This window comes from Marinobacter pelagius, from assembly GCF_003315345.1.
GTDB lineage: Bacteria > Pseudomonadota > Gammaproteobacteria > Pseudomonadales > Oleiphilaceae > Marinobacter > Marinobacter pelagius_A.
In genome coordinates this window covers 24,635-49,346 of record NZ_QNRO01000022.1, presented here as the reverse complement: position 1 = coordinate 49,346, position 24,712 = coordinate 24,635, and the positions used below count along the sequence as shown (strand labels likewise).

Sequence of the window (24,712 nt, the reverse complement as noted above, 5' to 3'; positions counted from 1 at the left end):
AGACCAAAGAAATACGACGGACTGCGGTTTTCCCTGATAACATTGATGAAAATACAAGCATATCCGGGACGCTGAGAGACGTATGACCACGGCATTCTTTTCCCACGACGACTGCATGAAACACAACATGGGGCCGGATCATCCGGAATGCCCGGAACGCATTTCCACGATCCTCGCCTACCTGGCAGACACCCACCTGGAGCAGGACCTGGACTGGGTTCGTCCCGAAGAGGTCACCCGCGATCAACTGCTGGCCGTGCACCCGGAAAAGTACCTGCAGCAGCTGGAACTGATGGAGCCGACCCGCGGCCGCGTCTTTACCGACCCGGACACCGCGATGATGCCCGATACCCTGCGGGCCGCCCGCCTGGCCGCCGGCGCCAATGTCCAGGCGGTGGACATGGTGATGAGCAGCCAGGTCACCAACGCCTTTGTCTGCGCCCGTCCACCCGGCCACCATGCCGAGCGGGCCAAATCCATGGGTTTCTGCTTCTACAACAACATCGCACTGGCCGCGATGCGGGCATTGAACTTCCACCACCTGGACCGGGTGGCGATCGTCGATTTCGATGTGCACCAGGGCAACGGCACCGCGGACATCGTCGGTGGTGACGAGCGCATTCTCATGTGTTCCAGTTTCCAGCACCCGTTCTATCCCCACTCCCATGTGCACCGCCAGGCGCCGAATATCGTCAACGCCCCGATCGAGGCAGGCTGCTCATCAGCGGAGTACCGGAAAACCGTAGAGGCGGCGTGGCTGAAGAAACTGCAGGACTTCAAGCCCCAGGTCATCCTGATCTCCGCCGGTTTCGACGCCCACAAGCTGGACCCGATGGCTGAGCTCAACCTGGAGACCGAAGACTTCCGCTGGCTCACCGAAATGATTACCAGCGTCGCCAACGACTATTCCAACGACCGCATCATCTCTACCCTGGAGGGGGGCTACCACCTCAGGGCCCTGGCCGAGAGCGTGGCCGCACACCTGGAAGTTCTGGACTCCGTCTACTGATCCACGGGTTCTCCGGGAGGGTGAGCAACAACGTTGTTCACCTTCTGATATAATTCTGCAAATTTTCAGGCCTCCCGGAAAACATCCATGACAGAACAGCTGACCATCACCCGCCCGGACGACTGGCACCTGCACGTCCGCGACGGGGATATCCTCAAGGACGTGGTTCCGGCCACCGCCGCCTGTTTCGGCCGTGCCATCATCATGCCCAACCTGGTGCCGCCGGTGGTCACCGCAGCCGACGCGAGCGCCTACCGCGAACGCATCCTGGCAGCAGCCAGCGGCACTGACTTCGAACCGCTGATGACCCTTTACCTGACCGAAGCCACCACGCCTGAGACAATCCGGGAAGCCAGGGCCGCCGGCGTTATCGCCGCCAAACTCTACCCGGCCGGGGCAACCACCAATTCCGCCTCCGGCGTGAAGGACATCCGCAATATCTACCCGGTGCTCGAAGCCATGGCGGATTGCGGCATGCTGTTGCTGGTGCACGGCGAGGTCACCGATGCCGACATTGATATCTTCGACCGGGAAAAAGTCTTCCTGGAGCAGGTGCTGGCACCAACACTCGAGGCGTTCCCGGGCCTGAAGATGGTTCTCGAACACATCACCACCGCCGACTCCGCAAATTTTGTCCGTGACTACAAGGGTGGCAATCTCGGCGCGACGCTGACGCCGCAACACCTGATGTACAACCGCAACCACATGTTGGTTGGCGGCATCCGCCCTCACCTGTACTGTCTGCCGATCCTGAAGCGCAACCTGCACCAGCAGGCGCTTCGGGATGCAGTAGCCAGCGGCGACAAGCGTTTCTTCCTGGGCACCGATTCCGCCCCCCACGCCCGGGACAAGAAAGAAGCCGCCTGCGGCTGTGCTGGTTGCTACTCTGCCTTCGGCGCCATTGGCCTGTACGCGGAAATCTTCGAGGAACTGGGCATCCTGGACAAGTTCGAGGCCTTCGCCAGCCATAACGGCGCCGACTTCTACGGCCTGCCCCGCAACCAGGACTCCATCACCCTGGTGCGCAAGCCCTGGACCATGCCCGAGCAACTGCCCCTGGCAGGTGGCTCCATTGTGCCTCTGAAAGCCGGTGAAACCGTTAACTGGCAAATGGCGTAATCTGTTACGCCGAGTACACACACTGTCGACAACCGGAGTTCGAGTGACAGACGAAAACAAAGAACCGCATCCCATGTCCAAACGCTTCCGTGGCTTCCTGCCCGTGGTGGTCGATGTGGAAACCGCCGGCTTCAACCCCGAGCGGGATGCCTTGCTGGAAGTGGCAGCAGTACTGCTGACCCTGGATGACGACGGCTGGTTGCGCCGGGGCGAGACCTACGTACAGCAGATCGACCCGTTCGAAGGCGCCAACCTGGAACAGTCTGCCCTGGACTTTACCGGCATCGATCCCTGGGATCCCAGCCGCGAGGCTGTGCCCGAGCGCGAGGGCCTGAGCGAAATTTTCAGCCCGATCCGCAAGGCGGTGAAGGCCCATGACTGCAAGCGGGCGGTACTGGTGGGCCACAACGCCACCTTCGACCACAATTTCGTGTTCGCCGCCGCCATGCGCGCAGACATCAAGCGCAATCCCTTCCACCCGTTCTCCACGTTCGATACCGCCACCCTCGCAGGCCTCGCCTACGGCCATACCGTGCTGGCCCAGGCCTGCAAGCTGGCCGGTATCCCGTTCAGCAACAAGGAAGCCCATTCGGCGGCCTACGATGCGGAAAAAACCGCCGACCTGTTCTGCGGCATCGTCAATCGCTGGAAGGAGCTGGGCGGTTTCCCGCCGCCTCCGGTGGAGATCCCCGAGCAATAACGGTTACCCATTAAAAAACCCGCCGAAGCGGGTTTTTTAATGCCTGCGTGACCACCGTTACCAGTAGATACCCCGCATGATCGCCGCAAAGGCCACTTGCTCCGTGGACACTTTCGGCTTCTCGCCGGACTTGCTGCCGGCGGCAGCCGGCGAATCCGGGAACATCCGGTAACCGGTGTTCATGATGATCTCGCCCATCTTCGGCGCCAGTGCATGCAGCACCTGGGCGAAGATGCCCAGGCGGGTGGCAATGCGCTTGGGCCGGTAGACGATCGCCTCGGCCACCATGTCCGCCGCCTCGTCCGGGGTCAGCGTCGGCACCTGATCGTAGATCTTGGTCGGCGCAATCATCGGCGTTTTCACCAGCGGCATGTTGATGGTGGTGAAGGTAACGTTACGATCCGACCACTCCGCCGCCGCACAGCGGCTGAACGCATCCAGGGCGGACTTGGACGCCACATAGGCCGAGAACCTCGGAGCGTTGGTGAGCACCCCGATGGAGGAAATGTTCACCACGTGACCGCGACGGCGCTCCAGCATGCTCGGGGCAAAGCCCATGATCAGCCGCACGGAACCGAAGTAGTTCAGCTGCATGGTGCGCTCGAAATCGTGGAAGCGGTCAAAGGACAGATCCAGGGACCGGCGAATAGAACGGCCGGCGTTGTTCACCAGCACATCCACATGGCCGTGGTTGTCCAGTACGGTCTTGATGAACTCGTCACAGGCGTCCATGTCCGAGAAATCGCACTGGTAGGCGTGCACGCTGGCACCACGGGATTCCAGTTCCGCCGCTACTTCCTTCAGCCGCTCGGGCTTGCGCGCCCCGATGACCAGAATGGCACCGGCATCCGCCAGCTTCTGGGCGGTCGCCAGACCGATTCCGGAAGTTGCACCGGTGACCACGCACACCCGGCCCTCCACAGTACCCTTGAGGGTGCGATCCTTGAACAGGTCCGGATCCAGGTTCCGCTCCCAGTAATCCCAGATCACCGGAGCGTAGTCCGGCAGGCGCGGTACCTCGATACCGGTACCCTTCAGCACCCGCTCGGTCTCGCGGGCGTCAAAGCGGGTGGGATAGTTGATGAACGACATCACCGACGGCGGGATACCCATGTCATCCAGCACCGCGCTGGTAATGCGCTTCACCGGCGGCAGGTTCTTGACGCTCTGGCGGATAAACGGCGGGATAAAGCCGAACATCCGGGAATCGATACGCATGCCCATCTTCGGAGCGTGGCCGGCCTCGCTGAAAATATTGAGGATCTCGCCAACCTTGTAGGGATCGGAATCCACCAGGTGGAAGCAGTTACCGTCCTCGCCCTCGAGGTGGGCAATGTGATCCAACGCCTCGGCCACGAAATCCACCGGCACGATGTTCAGGCGACCGCCCTCGATGCCGATGGTCGGCACCCACTGGGGCAGCGCCTGGCGGATCTTCTGGATCATCTTGAAGAAGTAGTAAGGGCCATCCACCTTGTCCATTTCACCGGTTTTGGAGTGGCCGATGACCATGCCCGGACGGTAAATGCGGAACGGAACCTTGCACTCTTCCCGCACCACCTTTTCGGACTCGTGCTTGGTGAGCAGGTAGGGGTGATCGAGTTTTTCCGCTTCCTCGAACATATCTTCCCGGAAGGTGCCCTTGAACAGCCCTGCCGCCGCAATGGAGGAAACGTGATGGAAGTGCTTCGCACCCATGGCTTCGGCGGCCTGGACGGCGGCACGGGTACCGTCGATGTTGGCTGCCTGCTGGCTCTGCTCATCCGCGCCCATGTCGTAGACGGCGGCAAGGTGGAAGAAATGGTCAATCTTGCCCTTGAGGCCAGCCATGGCACTGGCGTCGATCCCCAGATTCGGGCTGGTCAGGTCACCGATCACCGCCTTGACCTGAGATTCATCCGCACCCCAGCGCTCCCGGAGTTTCTGGAGCTTGTCCTGGCTTTGTTCGCGCACCAGTACGTGAACAGTGCCGCCCCGCGCCAGAAGCTTCTCAACGAGAAAACGGCCAATAAATCCGGTACCACCAGTAAGGAAGTAGTTCATTAAATTCCACCCTGCCTGTTGCTCTGTTTTTGTCTATCCATGCCGGACGCCATTCGACTAAAGTCGTAGCCACCCGAAAACGCCGGCATTGTACTTAATTGCAACGTTCATGTATCGAACTTTTTTAGAGCATTTACTCTTTAAGCTATTGTTTTATATAGAGCCATTACTCTAATTACCGGACAGGCCCCACAACGGGCCTGGCGAGTTTTCCGACACATTGTCTCTGAGACTAGCACACGGTGGCCGTATTGCCGGCCTTGAAAATCCCGTCACAGAAAGCCATGAAACCCTTGGCCGGCAATGCCATAATCAGGAACTTATTGCGCTTTCCGGCGTCATTTCATGTCACAGTCAACAAGGTTCCCTGAAAACCACATCCATGCAAAAAGACAATCCGAACACTGAACGCTACATCGCCATCGCCCGGGCATGCCTGAAGGCTATCAACGACACCGCCGCCAACTCCGGCTCCCGGGAGGAAAAAATCCAGGCCGTGTACGAGGCCATCGATCAGGCCTTCCAGGCTGAATTCTCCGAGTACCGACAGTCCGTCGCCATCATGGCCACCGTGCTTGAGCGGATTGCATCGGGCCAACTGGACAGTGAGAAAGCAGCCGATCTGGCACGTAAAACCCTGGACCAGCAGCCCGAGGCCACCCGCAACGCGCTGATGCACTGAAGCCACCGAATCCACAGACCGCAGAGGCCCTATGACCCACGGAAAGCCGATCCGCCAATTTGCTCAAGTACTGTCATGCCTGGCATTGCTGCTTCTGGGCAGCCTGGCACTGGCCGCCGGAGACATCCGCAAGAGCCCGAACGACGATAACCGGTACCGGTATCTGGAACTGGACAACGGCCTCAGGGCAATCCTGGTTTCCGACCCGGAAGCGGACAAAGCGGCCGCATCGCTGAACGTCGCCGTGGGTAGCGGAGACGACCCGAAGGGGCGCGAGGGCCTCTCCCACTTCCTCGAGCACATGCTGTTCCTGGGCACCGAGAAGTACCCGGAACCCGGCGAATACCAGCAGTTCATCAAGAGCCATGGCGGCAGTCACAATGCGTTCACCGCCTTCCAGGACACCAACTACTTCTTCGATGTGCAGGCGCAGTTCCTGGAACCCGCCCTGGACCGATTCGCCCAGCAGTTCTCCGCTCCGCTGTTCACCCCGGAACTGGTGGACCGCGAGCGCAATGCCGTGCACTCTGAATTCAGCGCCAAGCAGAAAGATGATGGCCGACGTTTTTACTCCGTGAAAAAAGCCGTGGCCAATCCGGATCATGCGTTCAGTCAGTTTGCCGTGGGCAACCTCAGCACCCTGGAAAATACCGAACAGAATCCGCTGCGCCCGGATCTGGTCGAGTTCTGGGAAGATCACTACTCCGCCGACCTTATGACGCTCTCGGTTTATGGGCCCCAGTCCCTGGACGCGCTTGAATCCATGGTTCGTCCGAAGTTCGGTGCCATCGAGAACCGAAACCTTGAGCAGAAAGCGCACCCGGAGCCAATGTTCCGCGCCTCCGACCTGCCGTCCAAAGTTACGGCCGATGCCATCAAGGATGTCCGTAGCCTTACCCTGAGCTTCCCGATTCCGTCCCAGCAGGACAACTACCGGACCAAGCCTGCAAGCTATATTGCCAACCTGCTGGGTCATGAAGGCCCCGGCAGCCTGTTCGATGTACTCAAGCGCGCCGGACTGGCCGACAGCCTCTCCGCCGGGCTGGGCATGGACACCGGCGATAACGCGACGCTGGAAATCAGCATGGCGCTGACCCCGGAGGGCCTGGAGCGCCAGGACGAGATCCTGCCGCTGGTGTTCGACTACATCGAGCGGATTCGCCAGTCCGGCATCAGCGAGGACCGCTTCCGGGAAATGCAGCAGCTTGCCACCATCGATTTCCGCTTCCGGGAGCAGGGAGAGCCTCTGCACGAGGCCATGCGCCTGGCCGGCCAGCTCCAGCACTATCCCGCCGAAGACATCCTGAGTGCGCCCTGGCTGATGGAACGCTATGCACCTGAGCAATACCGCGACATTCTGGACCGGCTGACTCCGGACAACGTGATGGTCTTCGTGCTGGCCCCGGAGCCGCAACTGGAAGAGCCCAATACCACCAAGTGGTACGACGCCGCCTGGCAAATGACCGAGCTTTCGCCTACAGATATCAACACCGGCGCGCCGCAACAGCTGGTAGCCCAACTGGCACTGCCTCAGCCCAACCCCTTTGTTCCGGAGAACCTTGGACTGGTTTCCGGCGACACCATGGCGAATCCGGTGCAACTGGGGAGTCAGGACGGGATGGAAATCTGGTTTGCCCGGGATACGCGGTTTGGCACACCCAAGGCCAACGTTTTCGTCAGCCTGCGCACGCCAGCCGCCCGGGCCAGTGCCCGTAGTGCCGTGCTCACCAAGGTTCTGGTGGATGCGGTTAACAGTAACCTCAATGCCTCCTCCTATGCCGCCAGCCTTGCAGGCCTGGATTACAGCGTCTATTCGCACCTGCGAGGCATCACCATCCGCGTGGGCGGCTACAACGACAAACTCCATAGCCTCCTGAACCGGATTCTGCTCCAGATGGGTGATCCGCTGCTGACCGAACAGCGATTCCGGATTGCCCGCCAGAACCTGATCGACAACCTGCAGAACCAGGCCAAGGACCGCCCGGTGGAGCAGACCTCCGAGTTTATCCAGACCGCCCTGATCGAAGGCGCCTGGAGCACCGATGAGAAACTGGCCGCTGCTCGGGAGATTACCCTCGAGGAGCTGCGCTCCTTCGCCCGCAACCTGCTGACCGAGGTTGACCCGGTCATGCTGGCCCACGGCAATGTCACCGAAGCCTACGCTCTGAATCTCGCCAATCAGGTGGAAGCCATTGTGCTGGATGACAGCCGTCTTGCCGAAGTGCCCCGCAGCCAGGTACGCCAGCTGCCGGAGAAAGAGACCGAAGTATCTCTGGCCGTAGATCACCCCGATACCGGCTATACCCTCTACATGCAGGGGGACAACACCAGCTTCGAAGAGCGGGCCCGCTATCGCCTGCTGGGCCAGATCATCAGCAGCCCGTTCTACGAGGAAATCCGCACCAGCCGTCAGCTCGGCTATATCGTTTACGCGACCCCGTTCGAAATGCTGGAAACCCCGGCCCTGGGCTTTGTGGTGCAGTCTCCCTCAGCCTCTCAAAGCGAGATTGATCGCGCGGTGCGGGAGTTCTCGGAAGGCTTTGAGAGTGTACTGACCAGCCTGACCGAAGAACGCCTGGATCAGGAGAAACAGGCCGTGATCAGCAAGTTGCTGGAACAGGATCGGCAGTTGGGGGACATCTCCAGTCGCTACTGGCGGGAAATCGACCGTGGCATGGCAAGCTTCAACTCAAGGGAGCAGCTTGCCGAAGCCGTGAAGAACGTCAAGAAAGAGCAATTGCTTTCAACCTATCGTGAATCCGTACTGGCGAGGGATCAGGCACTGCGTGTAGTCACCGGGGGCAATGGCCTGGAGGCCGATCGCGCGCTGGGCAAACTCACTGAGTTGCCGCCGGTGCCGGCCAGCTGACGGACTCAACAGCTACCCAGAAAACGGGCCCAGTCCTCGGGCTCGTCCACATCCCAGCGGGGCTCCAGCAGGAAGTAGCTGAGCCCCGCTTTTTCGAGTCGCTCGCACGTCTGCTTCAGCACTTGCGGGGTTCCCCACTCGATATCCTCCAGCATTCCGTCGACTACCCGGGAAGCGCCAATCAACACATAGCCGCCATCGTCGGAGGGACCGAGCACCACGTCATGATCCGCCAGGCACGCCACCGCATGCCGGGCATAATCGGGATCCACTGACGGGCAATCGCTACCAACGACCAGGGCCCGGTCATATTCCTGTAAGGATTGGCCCAAGGCAGCCTCCATTCGTTCACCGAGACTGCTGCCCTGCTGCACCATCTGAACTAGTGCCGCGCCTTCCAACTCTTCGAGAATGGGCAAGACCTCGCCGGTCGGTTCGTCCACCTCCCGATCCCACCAGAACTCGACCGGATAACCGGTGGCACAGAGGTTATCGAGCACGTTCAGGGTCAGACGGATATGGGCCTCGAGCGCTCCGACAGGGCCCAACTCCGGCATCAGCCGGGTCTTGACCTTGCCAGCCTCGGGCCACTTGGCAAACTGGAGAAAAACAGCGGAGGGAGGATTACTCAGAGGCATTTCGGACATCCGATCGATAGGCCTTCGCCAGGGATTCCGGCGACTCGCCACGCCAGTAACGCCAACGCAATCGCCACATCAGCAAAATAGTACGCCAGGGGCCGTTCTGTTCCCAGCGCCGGCTGTCCGTGACCACCGGATCTGCGATGCACCAGGGGCGGGACACCAGGCGCAACCGCCGGGAGAACTCCACATCTTCCATCAGAGGGATCTCGCGGAACCCGCCCAGGGCCTCGAACACATCCCGCCGAACAAACATGGCCTGATCGCCGGTGCAGATTCCAGTCAGGCGGGACCGACGATTCATGAACCAGGCGATAACCCGGAAGATCCGGCGACGGGCACTCAGGGCCACATCGAAGCGGCCCCAGCCACACCGGGTCCTGGAGAATTTCTCAAGCTCGACAAGGGCCGATCTTGGCAACCGGGTGTCAGCGTGGAGGAACAGCAACACATTGCCCGCAGCCACGGCAGCCCCAGCATTCATCTGCACCGCCCGGCCCTTGCCGGATACCACCACCCGGTCACACCAGGGGCGAGCAAGCTCAGCGGTCCCGTCCGGACTGCCCGCGTCCACCACGATCACCTCGTGGCCAGCCTTGCGCAACGGCCCAAGTGCCTGCAGGGTTTCGACGATGGCGCCGGCCTCTTGCCACACCGGAACGATCACGGTTAACGAGAACGGCTCGGACAAAATAACTCTCCTGAAAGACCAGCCAGCACGGCTATACCTTGAGCCACAAGCTTTCGCCCGCTATCATACCGGCCTTCTCGCAGATTTGCCCCCGTAGCTCATCTGGATAGAGCGTCCCCCTCCTAAGGGGAAGGTAGCAGGTTCGAGTCCTGCCGGGGGTACCACCCCGCCATTTCTGCGATTGTGATATCCCGCTTCCTTTTTTCGCCCGAAACTCAGCTCCGCCAGAAATGCGGCGAGAACATCACAAACACACTCAGCAGCTCCAGTCGGCCCAGTAACATTGCCCCCATCAGGACCCACTTGGCGGCGTCGGGCAGCGACTGGAAGTTTCCTGCCGGACCAATCACAGTGCCAAGCCCGGGGCCTACGTTAGCCAGGGCTGTCGCAGCACCGGTCAGACTGGTCACCAGGTCCAGCCCAAGGGCAGCAAGGATTGCCGCAACAACCGCCAGCGTCGCCAGGAAGATGAAGGAAAAGGCCACGCTGGATGCGACGATCTCGTCACTGATGATCCGGCCGTTATAGTGACGCGCCAACACGGCATTGGGATGAAGCAAGCGTAAAACCTGCTCCCTGAGCAGCAACATCGAGAGCTGAAACCGGAAAATCTTCATGCCGCCGCTGGTAGAACCGGAACACCCGCCCACAAAGGTCAGAAAGAAAAAGAGAACAATAACGAAAGGCCCCCAAAGGGAATAATCTTGTGAGGCATATCCGGTGGTGGTGACCACCGATGTCACGTTGAAAAGCGCATGGACAAAGGCATCGAGCGGGAAAGTCCCATCCTTCACAACCCGGTAGACCGCAATCAGGCTAGCGGTAATCAAAAGAAACTGGAGGAAGAAGTGAACCTGTCGATCTCTCAGCAAAGGCTGCGCGTGTCCGTTCAACAAACGGACAAACAGGAAGAACGGCACACCACCCAGCATCATGAACAAAGAAGAGGCAAGCAGGATCGAGAGCTCGTCATACTGCCCCATGGAACTGTCCGAGGTTGAATAACCGCCGGTGGACACCGTGGTTAACGCGTGATTGACGGCATTGAACAGGTCCATCCCGAGGAGCCAGTAAACGGTAATGCAACCAAACGTGAGGGCCAGGTAACTGAACACCAGGCCACGGGCCAGGCGATTGGTGCGGGGCACGGCTTTCTCTGTCCATTCCGAGGATTCAGTGGCGAACAGGCGCATACCACCGATGCGCAGGAACGGCAGGATCGCCACTGCCATTCCGATAATGCCGATACCACCCATCCACTGCATGATGGAGCGCCAGAGCAGGATATCGCCCGGCAGGTGATCAAGCCCTGACATGACTGTCGAACCGGTGGTCGTAACCCCGGAAATGCTCTCAAAAAATGCATCCGTGACAGAAAGATTCAGGTCACTCATCAGCAGCGGCAGACTGGAAAACAGCGGAATGAAAACCCACGCCGACACCGTCAGAATGAACATCTGGCGCTGCTTGAGCGCATGACGTTTACGCCCGGCACTCAGAAAGCAGGCAAGCCCGACCAGAAAACAGATGCTCGCCGACTTTACGAATGCCATCCAGTCAGGAGTGTTACCGAACATCAGCAGATTGACCGGGAGTGTCATCAAGAAGCTCAGCAGAATCAGGAGAAAACCGAGAATCTGAATAACCGGCAAGAGATGTAACAACGGCATAGTCAGTAGCGCACGGCCCTTAGGGAAAGTCGTTTGGCAGTCACATGGGGTGGCTACCAATGCTCCGGTCACGCCGGATTTGATCAGGAGCTAAAGGAAAGCATAAACAAAAAGACTTTAGCACACGCCATTGCAAATTTTTACGCTATTTTTACGGGTATAACGGAACCGGATTGTCGGCTTTATGCGACCATTTTGACCCACGTACGCTATCAAGAGCATCGATTCGGCAGGCTGCCGTTTTTTCATTCAGACTCTCGGAGACTTTTTCAAGTCATGGTTGAACAACAGCAGTTCATTGTGATCGGTCTTGGCGTGTTCGGAGCCACCATCGCCCGCGAACTTACACGGCTAGGGCACGATGTACTCGGAATCGATACGGATGCCCAGCGGGTCGACCGGATGGCAGACGAGATAACCCATGCCGTCATTGCCGACGTAACGGATGAATCCAGCCTGGTCGAGCTGAATGCCGGCAGTTACGATGTGGCCGTGGTTGCCATCGGCCGAAACGTCGAGGCCACCATGCTGGCCACCCTTCAGCTACGGGAACTTGGCGTGGAAAAGGTTTGGGCCAAGGCATTAACCAATCAGCACCACCGGATTCTGGAGCGCCTCGGAGCGACACGTATCATTGCCCCTGAATACGAAATGGGCGTTCGCATTTCCCAGGAACTGAATTACCCCATGGTTCACGACTACCTGAGTCTGGATGACGATTATTTTGTGGTGGAATTCCGCGCGACGGACGATCTCGTCGATAAAACCATCGGCGATCTGGTTGGCGAGCTGGACGTCAAACCCCTGGTCGCCAAACGGCACAAGCAGGCACATACAAACCCGGACCACACCTGGACTATCCTGGCCGGTGACAAACTGGTTCTCAGTGGCCAGCTGGAGGACCTCAGAAAACTCGTCAATAACCTATGACCGCTCGTCTGTTTGACCTGGTCGGCAAGAAGCCGGGGCCCGCCAAGCAGCGGCGGATCAACCCGCCGAGACTGTTGCTGCAGAGTTTTCTGGTGCTGATCGGTCTCGGCGCGGCACTACTCAAGCTGCCGGTCGCGACGACGAGCCCGATTACCTGGATGGAAGCAGCTTTTACAGCCACCTCGGCGGTCACAGTGACCGGCCTCGTGGTCGTGGATACCGGCAGCCAGTTCACGCTGTTCGGTCAACTGGTGATACTCACATTGATCCAGCTAGGCGGTCTGGGTCTGATGACCTTTGCAGTTCTGACAGCCCTCGCCCTGGGTTTCAAGCTCAAGCTACAACATCAGCTGGTGGCCCAGGAGGCCTTTAACGAGATTTCCCTGCATACCGCTCGCAGAGCCGGTGCGTCGATCGCCGGGTTCGCGCTAACCGCGGAACTGATTGGCATTGTGATCCTGAGCAGCTTCTTTGTGCCGGAACTGGGCTGGTCTGAAGGTATATATCATGGGATTTTCTACACCATTTCAGCCTTCAATAATGCCGGGTTCGCGCTGTCACCGGACAGCCTCTCCGAGTATGTCACCCATCCAGGGATCACGCTTTCGGTGACCGCCCTGTTCATCGCCGGCGGTCTGGGCTACATCGTGATGATGGAGCTGGTCGAGCACCGCTCCTGGCGCAAGCTTTCGGTCTACGTAAAGATCATTTTAGGGGCTACGCTGGTTCTGAACATCATCGCAACGCTGGCGGTGCTGGTGCTGGAGTTTGCCAACCCGGAGACACTCGGAGCACTGGACAGCTTTACCGACAAACTCCTGGCAGCCTGGTTTCAGGGCACCACGCCCAGAACTGCCGGCTTCAACACCCTCGATATCGGCGCCCTGACGGCAGGCACAAGTGTCTTGATGCTGTTACTGATGTTCATTGGCGGCGCCCCCAACTCGACATCCAGCGGCATCAAGATATCCACGTTCGTCATCCTGCTGGCCGCTACCCGCTCCTTCCTTCGGGGTAATCTCAAGGTATCGTTTTTCCGGCGTTCACTCAGCCAGGAGACCGTCCTCAAGGCACTGGCCACAGCAACCCTCGGCATGGCGATCATCTTCCTGGCGGTATTTTCCCTTTCGGCCACCGTTAATGACGAGTTCCTCGACATCGCCTTCGAGGCCGTCTCCGCATTCGGAACCGTGGGGCTTTCCAGGGGTACCACCGGCGAGCTGGGCACCGTCGGCCAGTGGATCATCATGGCGGTGATGTTGATCGGGCGTCTTGGTCCCCTGACCCTGGGCTACACCCTGACAATCCGGAGAAAGTCACACGTGCAATACGCCACGACCGAGTTCCCTGTGGGATAACCGGCATATGGCCAACCTGAACAACGATTATGCAAGGGGAATCCTGAGTGTCGCCGCAGCGACGGCCATTTCCCTTGCCCTCCAGAACATCCTGCCACTGGGCAACCTCTCTCTGGTGTTCCTGACCGCAGTCCTGTGGGTGGCAGCTCGAACGGGTATACGGCCAGCCCTGTTTACTGCCTTTATCAGCTTTCTCACTTATAACTTTGTTTTCACCGAGCCCCGGCTGACGCTCCACATGACGGACTCGGATGAACTGCTTACCGTGGTGTTTTTCCTGATCACCGCAGTGATCGTCGGGAATCTCGCAGCCAGGCTGCGCCAGCAGATCGAGAAACTCCGGGCATCGAATAACCGGACCACCGCACTGCTGGAATTCACGCGCCGCCTGGCCTCTGCGCCCGATATCGAAACAGTTCAGGCCGAAGCCGTCAGCACCCTGAGTACCCACCTGACTCTGCCTGTACTGATCGTGGCAAAGGACCCGGAGAGCGATACCCTCCGGGTGTTGGCAGAGTCCGGAAGCGCAGAGAAACCGGCGCCGGAGGATTACCACGCTGCCGAGCAAACACTGAAAACCGGCAAGGCCAGCGGTGCATTCACCAGCATCCATTCGGATCGCCCATGGCGCTTTGAGCCAATCGAATCTGACGGTGGAATTTACGCCGCCCTGGGAATAGAGGTCCGCACCCTCTCCGCCGAAAATTACCGTGAGCTGTTTATTGATGCGTACACGCACCAGTTGGGCCTGGCCTGGCTAAGGACAGAGTTGGCAGCCCGATTGTCAGCAGCACGAATCGCCGAGGAAACCGAGCGCCTCCGTTCGGCTCTGCTGTCCTCCATTTCCCATGACCTGAGAACGCCCCTCGCCTCAATGATTGGCTCTGCCAGCACCCTGCAATCCATGCTGGAACGACTGAGTCCGGAGGATCGGAAGAGTTTGCTGGATTCGATCGTAAGCGAGGGCCAAAGGCTCGATCGATACATCCGCAATCTCCTGGACATGACCAAACTCGGGCATGGCTCACTGAAAATCGAACGGGACTGGATCGCCCTGACCGACCTCCTGTCCTCTGCCCTCCGCAGGACCCGTGGCCTACTGGAAGGTTTTCAAGTTGATCGCCGTATTGACGACGACCTGCCCCTGCTTTTCGTTCACCCTGCCCTGATTGAGCAGGCCTTGGTGAATGTGCTGGAAAACGCCACAAAATTCGCACCCGAGCACTCAACCATTCTGATTGCAGCCCGGGCCACCGAAAGTGAGGTGATGATTTCCATATCAGACCAGGGCCCAGGCATACCGGAAAGCCAGCGGGGCAAGGTATTCGACATGTTTTTCACAGGTGGCCAGGGAGACCGAGGCCCCCATGGCAGCGGTTTGGGCCTGGCGATATGTCAGGGAATGGTGGCCGCCCACGGCGGCAGCCTCCGTGCCTTGAACGGGCCCGGTAATCAAGGAGCCACCATCGAAATCAGCCTGCCCTTGCCCCAAACGCCTATGCCGCACAATTCCAGGAACCAGGTTAATGACGAGCTTTAATCAGGAGTCGAGGTCGCCCCGGCTATTGATCATTGATGACGAACCCCAGATCCGGCATTTCCTGAGGATCAGCCTGAAAACCGAAGGCTACGACCTGCTCGAGGCGGATAGCGGGAAACAGGGACTCGCTCTCTGTGAAACGGAAAAGCCGGACCTTGTCATCCTCGACCTTGGCCTGCCCGATATGGACGGTGCGGACGTCCTGGCCGCTCTGCGAATGTGGTCAACGATCCCCGTGATTATTCTGTCGGTAAGGGATAGAGAACAGGAGAAGGTCAAGGCATTGGACCTGGGCGCGAATGACTATGTCACCAAACCATTCGGTATCGAGGAGCTTCTTGCCCGGGTCAGAAGCCAGCTTCGTGCCAATGGAAGCCTTTCCGCCGGGCTTGAGAAAAACCGGTCCGTATTTGACGACGGCACACTGCATATCGACCTGACACTTCGGAAACTTTCCCGCAACGGAGAGTCCCTTCGGCTTACCCCCAAAGAGTTTGCGGTGCTAAGGGCCCTGATGCTCAACGCTGACCACCTGGTTACCCAATCCCAGCTCCTCAGGGAGATCTGGGGGCCTACCCATACCGAGGACACCCACTATCTGCGGGTGGTTGTTGGCCGTTTGCGGCAAAAACTGGGGGACGACCCGACCGAACAGCACTATATCCAGACCGAACCGGGAGTGGGTTACCGGTTTGTTGGGAAATGAAGTTTCAACCTGAAAAAGGATTTACATCACCCTCCTGTTTTCACTCAGTGCACGACGACAAATCGTCGCACCCCTGCTCTGGCTCAAGTTGTGGGCTAAAATCATGTTATATACTTATGCCACATCAACAGGGAGGATTTTCAATGGCCAAACAAATTATCACGGCGGCTGCGCTGTTATCGATGCTTTCCGTGCCCGTCCTGGCCGAGACTCATACGCAATCGCCGGATGAACTGGTTACCGAGGCCCGCGCGAAGGTACAAGCCTTTGGCGGTTCTCTGAAACAGGCTCTTCAGGCCGCGATCAAGGAGGGCGGACTCACCAACGGTATCGGCGTCTGCAACACCGTCGCCCCTGAAATTGCCGCCGATAACAGCAGCGAGGAATGGACCATCAGCCGGACCAGCCTGAAGGTCCGTAATCCGGATAACGCTCCGACCGACTGGCAGAAGCTGCAACTGCTGGCAATGGACAAGCAGCCGGTGGAAGTCTGGCAGGTCTCCGAGGCATCCGGGCAACCGGCGTTCCGGTATATGAGCGCCATTCCCACCCAGAAGCTGTGCCTGGGCTGTCATGGCAAAAACATTGATCCGGACGTAAAAGCCAAACTGGCCGAGCTTTACCCGAATGACCAGGCGACGGGCTTTTCCGAGGGTGACCTTCGAGGTGCCTTCGTGGTGACCTATCAGCCAGCCACGAAGTAAGGCCAAGGCGCGGGCTGCCGGCTGGCAGCCTCGCCGTTAGCTGCCCAGGCAGCGACTGAAGAACCGATCCAGATCCCGGACTTCCTCCAGGCACAGGCTGTGCTCCATGGGGTAGCTGCGGTACTCGGGCTCGAACCCGAGCTCTTCCAGCTTACCCGTGGCGGACCGCCCCAGTGACTCAGGAACCACCGGATCGTAACTGCCGTGGCCGACAAACACCGGGATGTTGCGGTTCGCTTCCGCCAGCTGGATGCTGTCGGCGGTGGCGAAATAGGTAGAGAGCACGAACAGCCCGCCCAGTTTTTGCGGATAGCTCAGTGCCAGCTCATAGGCCACCGCTCCACCCTGGGAGAAGCCGCCAATCAGGATGTTCTCACTGGCGATGCCCTTTTCCAGCTCCTGCTCGATCAGTTGGGCAACGGCATCGGCAGAGGCCTTGAGCTGGGGCGTGTCCACTTTCCGGTCGATATCCATGGCCAGGATGTCATACCAGGCGGGCATCACCATGCCGCCATTCACGGTCACCGGCAGCTCCGGTGCGTGGGGGAAAATGAACCGGACAGCCTGCTCCCTGGCAAACGCGAGTTCGGGTACCACCGGCTCGAAATCATGGCCACTGGCGCCCAGGCCGTGCAGCCAGATAACAGCCACACGGGGGTCGTCGCCGGTTTCGATTTGCAGGGTCTGCAATGCTTTCATGTTCTCTCCATCGGGTGAATGCTTTGATACCACTCAGGGTAAACAAGGGCTCAGTCTACACGGAAAGTTTCCAGCATGGGCGGCAGGCCCGGGAACATACCTATGGCGAGCATGACCGCACACAGCACCACGAATACCAGCCCGGGAATGATCCAGCGCCCGACATGGCCCAGTTCCTTACCCCGCTCCTTGCAGCCAATCAGGCCCAGGTTGTCCAGCAGCACGGTGAGGGACCAGCCAAACACGGGGTTCACCAGGGCGGACGAGAAGATAACAATACCGGCGGATTCCGTGGTCTTGCCCTTGCGGGTCATCTGCATCCCGGCCTCCAGCAGGGGCAGGAAAACCCCGACCATCAGCGCTACGCTCAGTACCGGCGGCCACACGGCCAGGTCCATCGGATAGCCCCAGAGCGCGGTTACCGCACACAGGATACCAGTGAGCACGGCGCCGGCGGCAATGGGGCGCTTGGCAATGGCCGCTGGCACGATGTAGGTACCCCAGGACGAGGCAATGTTACCGCCACCCAGGGCGGTTCCCACCATCTGCCGGGCCGAAGCAGACACCATGGTGTCATCGATGTTCATCAGCACCCGCTCGGTTTTTGGCGGGTAATTGAGTTTCTGGAACACCTGGTGGCCGAGGAAATCCGGGGACCACATGGCCACCGCCAGGACCGCGAACGGCGCTACCGCCAGGAAACTGTGAAAATCCGGCAGCCCCAGCTGCCAGCCGGAGGTCTCACCCCACCAGTAACCCGGGTTCATGTTGGGAATGCCCGGTTCGGTCACAAACTCGAAGGGCGCGCCCAGGGCAAACGCGACGGCGGCTGCAATGGCCGAACCCAGCGGTATCGCCAGCCAGCGCATCTTCACATGCTCCAGCCACGCATACATCACGATGGTAATCACAACCACCACAAAAGCGATGTAACCTTTACCGAAACCGTCCGCCCAGGTGAACAGGCGATCAATCTGGCCGGTGATGCCAATAAACCCGAGATAGAGCAGCAAACCACCGCAAACACCGTTGCTGGTGAGCCGGGCCAGAAGACTCCCGCCCCGGGATATGCCGAGCAGGAAGCCGAGTACGCCAATCATGATGCCCAGCGCCATCGGGTGCCCACCCGAGGCTACGACCAGGGGAATCATCGGAATCAGCGGCCCGTGCGTACCAGCCAGATTACTGGTGGGATTGAGGAAGCCGGAAATCAGGATAACGAACAGCAGTGCCGCAATGACCAGCTCAAAACGGACGTTCTCGGTAATGAACTCCCGGGACAACCCCAGGGGGCCGGCAAATGCGGCGACAATCGCGGCCACCATAACCACTTTGCCGATGGTGGCTGCCATGGCCGGCACCATGTCTTCCCACTCGAAGTGGTAGTCACGGAACGGCAGATTGGGCTTCCAGCGCCGGGGCGCCATAACCTGCAATTCATGGTTCAGGTAGTCACTGCGGGAAGAGAATTCGGAGCTGGGTTTGCGTCGGGAGAGATAACTATCGTTGGCGTTATTGTCAGTCATGAATATTCACGCGTTCTTGAAATTTTTGAGGGCGGGATACTAGGGGCGGCCAGACCAACTCTCCATTGGGCCTTTGGCTAACCATCCTTGCGGATAGAAAAATTGGTTATAATATGTCACTTATTGCAACAGTTTTCCCGGCACGGCTATCGATGGATATCACTGAACACAAACGCCATATCATCATCACGGCCGTCGCCGCTGTTGTACTCACCGGTATTCTGGTCGCCACCATTGTGGCCACGCCGCTGATCAACCAGATCCACTCCCGGGCCGAACTCTCCGCTGCCAACTTTGCCGATGCAGAGGCCACCAGCATCCAGGCCGCTTTCGACCAGCACCGCAATCTGGCCGCACAAACCGCCAGCCGCTCGGAGCTGGCCCGAAAACTGGCCCAATACCGCGATGGTGACATCACAAGGACCGAGCTAACGGACTTTACCCGGCCACGCCTTGAGGACGCCGCCGCAGGCCTGACCAACCTGCAGGCTATCCTTCGCTATGACGCCGCTGGCACCGAGCTGATTCGCATTGGTCCGATGGCGGACCGGTTACCTGCCCGGATACCCCTGCGGGAGCAACTCGACATACTGACGTACCCACAGGACAGCGGAGTAACCAGCCCGCCCCTGCTCCATGTCGCCAGCCCAATCACCTCGGAGGGCCAAGTAGTGGGTTTTGACCTGCTGTTGTTCGGCCTGGATTCGCTCCGGGGGCTTTTCGAGGGCCCGGATAATTCACAGATCTGCCTGCTCGACAGTGAACGAACCAAACGAATCACCTTTGATCAGGCCACAGGTAAGTTTGTCATGACTGCGGCAGATCCCTGCCTGGCGGATCAGCTGCAAGTGCAAACCAGCGAAGAGGGAGAGTCCTTCCGGGCCACACTGGAGGATGGTACCCGGGTGATGTCTTTCCTGCGCCCCCTGCCCGGCTATGACTGGGAAGTGCATGTGTGGGCCGAAACCAACGAGATCTTCGGCACGGTTATCCGGGACATTGTGTTCAGCGTTCTGGTCACCCTCGTGCTTTCGCTGCTGGCTGGCTTGCTGGTGTGGCGATCCCTGAGACCGGTCTTGCGGCGAATGGCCCACCAGGCGTCCGAACTTGCCAAATTCAATGAAGAGCTCCAGCTTGCGCAGCGCAAGATCCGTCGGCAGGCCGACTATGACCTGCTGACCGGCCTGCCAAACCGGGCGGCCCTGCTCAACTCTCTGGGGCAGGCCATCGAGCGCGCCAGAGGGAATAACAGCCGGTTTGCCCTGATGTTTGTCGACCTGGACCATTTCAAACCGGTCAACGACCGATACGGCCACCAGGCCGGGGATGAATTGCTCAAAGTCATCGCCAAGCGGCTGGGTGGGTGTATTCGGGAGGAAGATATCGTCGGCCGTCACGGCGGTGATGAATTCCTGGTGATCACCTCGCCCCTGGCCAACACCGATGATGCCGAAGTGATCGCCCAGAAAATCATCACCGTGGCCGCCCAGCCGTTCCGGATCGAAGATGACGCCGTGCAGGTGGGCGCCTCCGTGGGCGTGGCCATCTATCCGGACAACGGCACCACCGTGACCGAACTCCTGCAAGCCTCTGATGCCGCCATGTACCGGGCCAAGGCGTCCGGGCGCGGTGGGGTCAGCTTTGCCTGAATCCTGATGCCACCGGAAACTGGTACCATAAGGCCTTCATCAATTTCCGACACCATCCGAGAAAAGGTATGTCCCTGAAATACAGAATCATTCCCGTCACGCCGTTCCAGCAAAACTGCTCATTGATCTGGTGCGAGGAAACCGGCAAGGCTGCCGTGGTAGATCCCGGTGGCGATCTGGACCGCATCCGGGCGGCAGTCAGGGACGAAGGCGTGACCGTGGAGAAAATCCTGCTGACCCACGCCCACATCGACCATGCCGGCGGCACGGCGGAGCTGGCTAAGGAACTTGGGCTGCCAATTGAAGGCCCCCACAAGGAAGACAATTTCTGGATCCAGGGCCTGCCCCAGCAGGCGCAGATGTTCGGCTTCCCGGCGCCGGAAGTATTCACGCCGGATCGCTGGCTGGAAGATGGTGAAGAAGTGACGGTCGGCAACCAGACCCTGGAAGTGCTGCACTGCCCGGGACACACACCGGGGCACGTGGTGTTCTTCCACCGGGCATCCGGGCTGGCACTGGTGGGCGACGTGCTGTTCCAGGGCTCCATCGGCCGCACGGACTTCCCCAAGGGCGATCACAACACCCTGATCCGGTCCATCCGGGAAAAGCTGTTCCCACTCGGAGACCAGGTCTCATTCATCCCGGGCCACGGCCCCATGTCCACCTTCGGCCAGGAACGCGCCACCAACCCGTTCGTCTCCGATCACCGGGGCTAAAACCAGCCCCGCGATCCGTCTAAAAGACGCCGGATCAGACCTGGAACGGCTCGGGATCGCCCTTGCCTACCCGGGTCACCTCCGGCACCTCCCCGGTGAAATTCACCACCGTGGTGGCTTCCATGCCACAGAAACCGCCGTCAATAATCAGATCCACCTCATGGCCCAGCACATCCCGGATCTCCTCCGGATCGGTCATGGGCTCGGTTTCACCGGGCAGGATCAGAGTACTGCTCATGATCGGCTCGCCCAGCTCACCCAGCAGCTCCTGTACAATCGCGTTGTCCGGCACCCGGACCCCGATCGAGCGACGTTTCGGGTGCATTAACCGGCGCGGCACCTCCGTGGTCGCGTCCAGGATAAACGTGTAGGGCCCGGGCGTGAACGTCTTCAGCAACCGGTACTGGGTATTGTCCACCTTGGCGTAAACGCCGATGTCCGAAAGATCCCGGCACACCAGGGTGAAATTATGCTTGTCGTCCAGCTTACGAATACGCTTGATCCGATCCGCCGCCTGCTTGTCACCAAGATGGCAGCCAACGGCATAAGCCGAATCCGTAGGGTAGACGATCACCCCACCCCGGCGAAGGATCTCCACCGCCTGATTGATCAGACGCTTCTGGGGCGTTTCCGGATGAATCTGGAAAAACTGACTCATGAACCTTCTCCCTGACCGGTTTTCATCGCCATGGCCGGATCGCCCTTCGACCCGCCCATACAATTCGGTGAATCCGGTGTGGCGTGGCCACTGGCCTCCCACTCCTCCGGCGTATACAGATGCAGCGCCAGCGCATGCACCGGCCCCGCCAGCTCGTCCGCCAGCACCTTGTAGATGGTCTGGTGCCGCTTCACCTTCATCTGGCCCTCAAAAGCCGGCGACACCAGGGTCACCTTGAAGTGGGTCTCCGAATTCGGCGGCACGCTATGCATGTGGCTTTCATTTTCCACCTGAAGAATGCTTGCCTGGAATGCATCGTTCAGTTTTGACTCAATGGCTTGCTGTACTTTCATCAAAGCACTCCAATTACTTCGTTGATTAGATGACGGCGACTGGCAAGGTGCCCGAAGCGGATGTGGAGGCAGCTTTCCCAAAAGTGTGTGTTGCCAGGGATGGCAACACCAAGCCCCCAGGGATGGGTTCACGGCGTCTTTTGGGAAAGCTGCCTCCACAGCCGCCTCCCGCCAATACCGACAGTCTACTACACGAATCGAGAGCCTTGACACCAACGCCCCAAACAGCCACATTCCCTCGCCAATCAGCAAACACCAAAAGCCATGCACCTCTATATAGCCGAAAAACCCAGCCTCGCCCGCGCCATCGCCGCCGCCCTCCCCGGCCCACACCAGAAAGGCCAGGGCTGGATCCGCTGTGGCAAAGGCGAAGACGCGGCCACGGTGAGCTGGTGTATCGGCCACTTACTGGAACCGGCAGAACCCGCACGCTACAACCCGGTGTGGAAAAAATGGCGGGCCGAAGACCTGCCTCTGATCCCCGAACGCTGGGAAGTAACCCCCAAGGACAGCGTCCGCCAGCAACTGAAAGTCCTCGAATCCCTCATTCGCCAGGCCGACACCATCGTCCATGCCGGCGACCCCGACCGCGAGGGCCAGCTGCTGGTGGACGAAGTGCTGCGCTACGTGGGCACCCAGGCGCCAATCCAGCGGCTACTGATCAACGACCTCACACCCTCGGCCGTCGCCAAGGCCATCCGCAGCACCCGGGACAACCGCGAATTCCGTCGCCTGTCCCACTCCGCCCTGGCAAGGCAACGAGCCGACTGGCTCTATGGCATCAACCTCACCCGCTTCTACACCCTTAGCTACCAGCAACAGGGCGAACAGGGCGTCTATTCCGTGGGGCGGGTGCAGACCCCGGTGCTCGGCCTGGTGGTGGAGCGGGACAACACCATTGAGAACTTCGAGCCCAAGCCCTACTTCCGCATCGAAGGTCAATTCCGGGCCCACGAAGAAGGCGTTGACCCAAAACCCTTCAACGCCCGCTGGCTTCCGGACGAGCAATTCCAGGACTACCTGGACGAAGAAAACCGCCTGATGGACCGGGAGGTGGCCGAGCGGATCGCCGCCAGCGTCCAGGACCGGCCGGGCACCATCGTCGAATCCCGCTTCCGTGACCGGCCCGAAGCGCCGCCATTGCCGCTCTCCCTCTCCGCCCTGCAGATCGAGGCTGGCCGCCTGTTCCGCATGGGTGCGAAAGACGTTCTGGACACCGCCCAGAACCTGTACGAACGGCACCAGCTGATCACCTACCCCCGGTCCGATTGCCGCTACCTGCCGGAGGAACATTTCGGCCAGCGCCAGCAGGTAGTGCAGGCCATCTCCCGGGTGGCACCAGCGCTTGCCAGCCACTGCGAGCAAGCCGACTTTGACCGCAAGAGCGCGGCCTGGAACGACAAACAGGTGGATGCGCACCACGCGATCATCCCCACCAACCGGCCCTCGCCCAACGGCAAGTTGACCCAGACCGAAGAGAATATCTACGGCCTGATCAGCCGCTTCTACCTGATGCAGTTCGCCCCGGATGCCATCCACCGGGAAGGCCGGCTGACCGTCCGGGTCGCAGACCACCGGTTCCGGGCTACGGAAACCGCCATCCTGGAGCCGGGCTGGAAGAACCTGGAACTGAAACTGCGGGAACAGCGCCAAGAGCCCCAGAAAGCGCCGCTGCCAAGGCTGGAGAAAAACGAACCGGTGCACTGTGACGCGGCAACGGTCACCGAGCGCAAGACCCAGCCACCACAGTATTTCACCGACGCCACCCTGCTCTCGGCGATGACCAACATCGCCAGGTTTGTCAGCGATGCCGAGCTGCGCAAGACCCTGCGGGAAACCGATGGCCTGGGCACCGAGGCCACCCGTGCGGCCATCATCGAAACCCTGTTCAAGCGCGACTACCTGTTCCGGGAAGGGCGGCACATCCGGGCCACTGCCAAGGGCAAGACCCTGATCGAGGCGCTCCCCGAATCCGTCAGCAAACCGGATCGCACGGCAGTCTGGGAAGCGACGCTGGAGGGCATTCGCCGGGGCGAGGATGACCCGCGCAAATTCCTCGATACCCTCACGCAGGAAATCCGGGCGCTTACCAACCGCCCCCAGGGCAAGGCCCGCCCGGAGCCGGAATCCGAAGGAGCCGGCCCGGCAATCCACTGCCCCAAATGCCGCGCTCCGATGGTGGAGCGGGAAGGCAAGTTCGGCCGATTCCACGCCTGCACCCGCTACCCGGACTGCAAGGGCACCCGACCGATCGAGGACAACGCCCCGGCCGATGGCACCGGCCAGAAGCCCATCCCCTGCCCCCACTGCTTTTCGCCCCTGGTGCGGCGCAAAGGCAAGAAAGGCTGGTTCTGGGGCTGCAGCAATTTCCCGGGCTGCCGGCAAACAGTCGACGATGACAACGGCAAGCCCGCATTGGGTTTACGCAATAATACATAACGATACTGAA

At 59.8% G+C, this 24,712-nt stretch carries 21 protein-coding genes and 1 tRNA gene; 14 read left to right on the top strand and 8 right to left on the bottom strand.

Annotation, left to right across the window (positions count from 1 at the left end; genetic code table 11):
• The first annotated feature begins 82 nt into the window (after window positions 1-82).
• The 3 genes from DET50_RS16085 (at window position 83) to rnt (ending at window position 2,828) form a co-directional block, all read left to right on the top strand.
• Window positions 83-1,009, top strand: a complete 927-nt coding sequence (locus DET50_RS16085) for a histone deacetylase family protein (protein ID WP_113863764.1) — start codon at window positions 83-85, stop codon at window positions 1,007-1,009.
• 87 nt (window positions 1,010-1,096) lie between these two features.
• Window positions 1,097-2,128, top strand: a complete 1,032-nt coding sequence (pyrC, locus tag DET50_RS16080) for a dihydroorotase (protein WP_113863763.1) — start codon at window positions 1,097-1,099, stop codon at window positions 2,126-2,128.
• Window positions 2,129-2,171: 43 nt separating this feature from the next.
• Entirely contained in the window at window positions 2,172-2,828 is a 657-nt protein-coding gene (rnt, locus tag DET50_RS16075) for a ribonuclease T (RefSeq protein WP_113863762.1), read from the top strand.
• A 57-nt stretch (window positions 2,829-2,885) separates the two neighbouring features.
• Here rnt and DET50_RS16070 read toward each other — a convergent pair whose 3' ends face one another.
• Window positions 2,886-4,871 (bottom strand): SDR family oxidoreductase, encoded by a 1,986-nt coding sequence (locus DET50_RS16070; RefSeq protein WP_113863761.1) that lies wholly within the window; start codon window positions 4,869-4,871, stop codon window positions 2,886-2,888.
• A 382-nt stretch (window positions 4,872-5,253) separates the two neighbouring features.
• On the opposite strand from DET50_RS16070, the gene DET50_RS16065 reads away from it, so the two are divergent.
• Window positions 5,254-5,553 (top strand): hypothetical protein, encoded by a 300-nt coding sequence (locus DET50_RS16065; RefSeq protein ID WP_092004079.1) that lies wholly within the window; start codon window positions 5,254-5,256, stop codon window positions 5,551-5,553.
• Between the two features lie 31 nt (window positions 5,554-5,584).
• Window positions 5,585-8,422, top strand: coding sequence for an insulinase family protein (locus tag DET50_RS16060; protein ID WP_113863760.1), 2,838 nt, complete (start codon window positions 5,585-5,587; stop codon window positions 8,420-8,422).
• Window positions 8,423-8,427: 5 nt separating this feature from the next.
• Here the strand turns inward: DET50_RS16060 and DET50_RS16055 are convergent, their stop codons facing one another.
• Both DET50_RS16055 and DET50_RS16050 read right to left on the bottom strand, forming a co-directional pair.
• Complete coding sequence (locus DET50_RS16055) at window positions 8,428-9,060, bottom strand: TIGR04282 family arsenosugar biosynthesis glycosyltransferase (RefSeq protein ID WP_113863789.1); 633 nt, start codon at window positions 9,058-9,060, stop codon at window positions 8,428-8,430.
• Window positions 9,047-9,754: a TIGR04283 family arsenosugar biosynthesis glycosyltransferase gene (locus DET50_RS16050; protein ID WP_113863759.1), complete on the bottom strand. Its 708-nt coding sequence runs from the start codon at window positions 9,752-9,754 to the stop codon at window positions 9,047-9,049. The genes DET50_RS16055 and DET50_RS16050 overlap by 14 nt, the downstream gene beginning before the upstream one ends.
• A gap of 87 nt (window positions 9,755-9,841) precedes the next feature.
• Between DET50_RS16050 and DET50_RS16045 the strand changes: the two genes are divergently transcribed.
• Window positions 9,842-9,918: transfer RNA gene (locus DET50_RS16045), tRNA-Arg, on the top strand.
• Between the two features lie 51 nt (window positions 9,919-9,969).
• Here the strand turns inward: DET50_RS16045 and DET50_RS16040 are convergent.
• Entirely contained in the window at window positions 9,970-11,424 is a 1,455-nt protein-coding gene (locus DET50_RS16040; RefSeq protein WP_113863758.1) for a TrkH family potassium uptake protein, read from the bottom strand.
• A gap of 276 nt (window positions 11,425-11,700) precedes the next feature.
• Between DET50_RS16040 and DET50_RS16035 the strand changes: the two genes are divergently transcribed.
• From DET50_RS16035 to DET50_RS16015, 5 genes are all read left to right on the top strand, one after another.
• Window positions 11,701-12,354: a potassium channel family protein gene (locus DET50_RS16035; RefSeq protein ID WP_113863757.1), complete on the top strand. Its 654-nt coding sequence runs from the start codon at window positions 11,701-11,703 to the stop codon at window positions 12,352-12,354.
• Window positions 12,351-13,712 (top strand): TrkH family potassium uptake protein, encoded by a 1,362-nt coding sequence (locus DET50_RS16030; protein WP_181800002.1) that lies wholly within the window; start codon window positions 12,351-12,353, stop codon window positions 13,710-13,712. The genes DET50_RS16035 and DET50_RS16030 overlap by 4 nt, the downstream gene beginning before the upstream one ends.
• Window positions 13,713-13,719: 7 nt before the next feature.
• On the top strand, window positions 13,720-15,252 hold the full coding sequence (locus DET50_RS16025) for a DUF4118 domain-containing protein (RefSeq protein ID WP_113863756.1): 1,533 nt from the start codon (window positions 13,720-13,722) through the stop codon (window positions 15,250-15,252).
• Window positions 15,239-15,958 carry a response regulator gene (locus tag DET50_RS16020; RefSeq protein WP_113863755.1) on the top strand — a complete coding sequence of 240 codons (720 nt, stop codon included), beginning with the start codon at window positions 15,239-15,241 and terminating at the stop codon, window positions 15,956-15,958. The genes DET50_RS16025 and DET50_RS16020 overlap by 14 nt, the downstream gene beginning before the upstream one ends.
• A 143-nt stretch (window positions 15,959-16,101) precedes the next feature.
• On the top strand, window positions 16,102-16,662 hold the full coding sequence (locus DET50_RS16015) for a Tll0287-like domain-containing protein (protein WP_113863754.1): 561 nt from the start codon (window positions 16,102-16,104) through the stop codon (window positions 16,660-16,662).
• Window positions 16,663-16,698: 36 nt separating this feature from the next.
• Here DET50_RS16015 and DET50_RS16010 read toward each other — a convergent pair whose 3' ends face one another.
• Together DET50_RS16010 and DET50_RS16005 are read right to left on the bottom strand one after the other, a co-directional pair.
• A complete protein-coding gene (locus DET50_RS16010; RefSeq protein ID WP_113863753.1) occupies window positions 16,699-17,361 on the bottom strand; it encodes an alpha/beta hydrolase in 663 nt (220 codons plus the stop codon).
• Between the two features lie 50 nt (window positions 17,362-17,411).
• On the bottom strand, window positions 17,412-18,887 hold the full coding sequence (locus DET50_RS16005) for a DUF3360 family protein (protein WP_113863752.1): 1,476 nt from the start codon (window positions 18,885-18,887) through the stop codon (window positions 17,412-17,414).
• 152 nt (window positions 18,888-19,039) lie between these two features.
• Here DET50_RS16005 and DET50_RS16000 point away from each other — a divergent pair, with 152 nt between their 5' ends.
• Together DET50_RS16000 and DET50_RS15995 are read left to right on the top strand one after the other, a co-directional pair.
• Window positions 19,040-20,536, top strand: a complete 1,497-nt coding sequence (locus DET50_RS16000; protein ID WP_113863751.1) for a diguanylate cyclase domain-containing protein — start codon at window positions 19,040-19,042, stop codon at window positions 20,534-20,536.
• Between the two features lie 68 nt (window positions 20,537-20,604).
• Window positions 20,605-21,252, top strand: a complete 648-nt coding sequence (locus DET50_RS15995; protein WP_113863750.1) for an MBL fold metallo-hydrolase — start codon at window positions 20,605-20,607, stop codon at window positions 21,250-21,252.
• Window positions 21,253-21,286: 34 nt separating this feature from the next.
• Here the strand turns inward: DET50_RS15995 and DET50_RS15990 are convergent, their stop codons facing one another.
• Both DET50_RS15990 and DET50_RS15985 read right to left on the bottom strand, forming a co-directional pair.
• Window positions 21,287-21,910 carry an L-threonylcarbamoyladenylate synthase gene (locus DET50_RS15990; RefSeq protein WP_113863749.1) on the bottom strand — a complete coding sequence of 208 codons (624 nt, stop codon included), beginning with the start codon at window positions 21,908-21,910 and terminating at the stop codon, window positions 21,287-21,289.
• Window positions 21,907-22,263, bottom strand: coding sequence for a BolA family protein (locus tag DET50_RS15985; protein ID WP_113863748.1), 357 nt, complete (start codon window positions 22,261-22,263; stop codon window positions 21,907-21,909). The genes DET50_RS15990 and DET50_RS15985 overlap by 4 nt, the downstream gene beginning before the upstream one ends.
• 264 nt (window positions 22,264-22,527) lie before the next feature.
• Here DET50_RS15985 and DET50_RS15980 point away from each other — a divergent pair, with 264 nt between their 5' ends.
• Window positions 22,528-24,702 (top strand): DNA topoisomerase III, encoded by a 2,175-nt coding sequence (locus tag DET50_RS15980; RefSeq protein ID WP_113863747.1) that lies wholly within the window; start codon window positions 22,528-22,530, stop codon window positions 24,700-24,702.
• Window positions 24,703-24,712: the final 10 nt, after the last annotated feature.

Coding starts and splice junctions, on each gene's coding strand:
- DET50_RS16015 (WP_113863754.1), top strand. CDS start 16,102: ATGGCCAAACAAATTATCACGGCGGCTGCGCTGTTATCGATGCTTTCC.
- DET50_RS16065 (WP_092004079.1), top strand. CDS start 5,254: ATGCAAAAAGACAATCCGAACACTGAACGCTACATCGCCATCGCCCGG.
- DET50_RS15990 (WP_113863749.1), bottom strand. CDS start 21,910: ATGAGTCAGTTTTTCCAGATTCATCCGGAAACGCCCCAGAAGCGTCTG.
- DET50_RS16010 (WP_113863753.1), bottom strand. CDS start 17,361: ATGAAAGCATTGCAGACCCTGCAAATCGAAACCGGCGACGACCCCCGT.
- DET50_RS16070 (WP_113863761.1), bottom strand. CDS start 4,871: ATGAACTACTTCCTTACTGGTGGTACCGGATTTATTGGCCGTTTTCTC.
- DET50_RS16035 (WP_113863757.1), top strand. CDS start 11,701: ATGGTTGAACAACAGCAGTTCATTGTGATCGGTCTTGGCGTGTTCGGA.
- DET50_RS16060 (WP_113863760.1), top strand. CDS start 5,585: ATGACCCACGGAAAGCCGATCCGCCAATTTGCTCAAGTACTGTCATGC.
- DET50_RS16040 (WP_113863758.1), bottom strand. CDS start 11,424: ATGCCGTTGTTACATCTCTTGCCGGTTATTCAGATTCTCGGTTTTCTC.
- DET50_RS16085 (WP_113863764.1), top strand. CDS start 83: ATGACCACGGCATTCTTTTCCCACGACGACTGCATGAAACACAACATG.
- DET50_RS16005 (WP_113863752.1), bottom strand. CDS start 18,887: ATGACTGACAATAACGCCAACGATAGTTATCTCTCCCGACGCAAACCC.
- DET50_RS16025 (WP_113863756.1), top strand. CDS start 13,720: ATGGCCAACCTGAACAACGATTATGCAAGGGGAATCCTGAGTGTCGCC.
- pyrC (WP_113863763.1), top strand. CDS start 1,097: ATGACAGAACAGCTGACCATCACCCGCCCGGACGACTGGCACCTGCAC.
- DET50_RS16055 (WP_113863789.1), bottom strand. CDS start 9,060: ATGCCTCTGAGTAATCCTCCCTCCGCTGTTTTTCTCCAGTTTGCCAAG.
- DET50_RS16020 (WP_113863755.1), top strand. CDS start 15,239: ATGACGAGCTTTAATCAGGAGTCGAGGTCGCCCCGGCTATTGATCATT.
- DET50_RS15980 (WP_113863747.1), top strand. CDS start 22,528: ATGCACCTCTATATAGCCGAAAAACCCAGCCTCGCCCGCGCCATCGCC.
- DET50_RS15995 (WP_113863750.1), top strand. CDS start 20,605: ATGTCCCTGAAATACAGAATCATTCCCGTCACGCCGTTCCAGCAAAAC.
- DET50_RS16000 (WP_113863751.1), top strand. CDS start 19,040: ATGGATATCACTGAACACAAACGCCATATCATCATCACGGCCGTCGCC.
- DET50_RS16030 (WP_181800002.1), top strand. CDS start 12,351: ATGACCGCTCGTCTGTTTGACCTGGTCGGCAAGAAGCCGGGGCCCGCC.
- DET50_RS15985 (WP_113863748.1), bottom strand. CDS start 22,263: ATGAAAGTACAGCAAGCCATTGAGTCAAAACTGAACGATGCATTCCAG.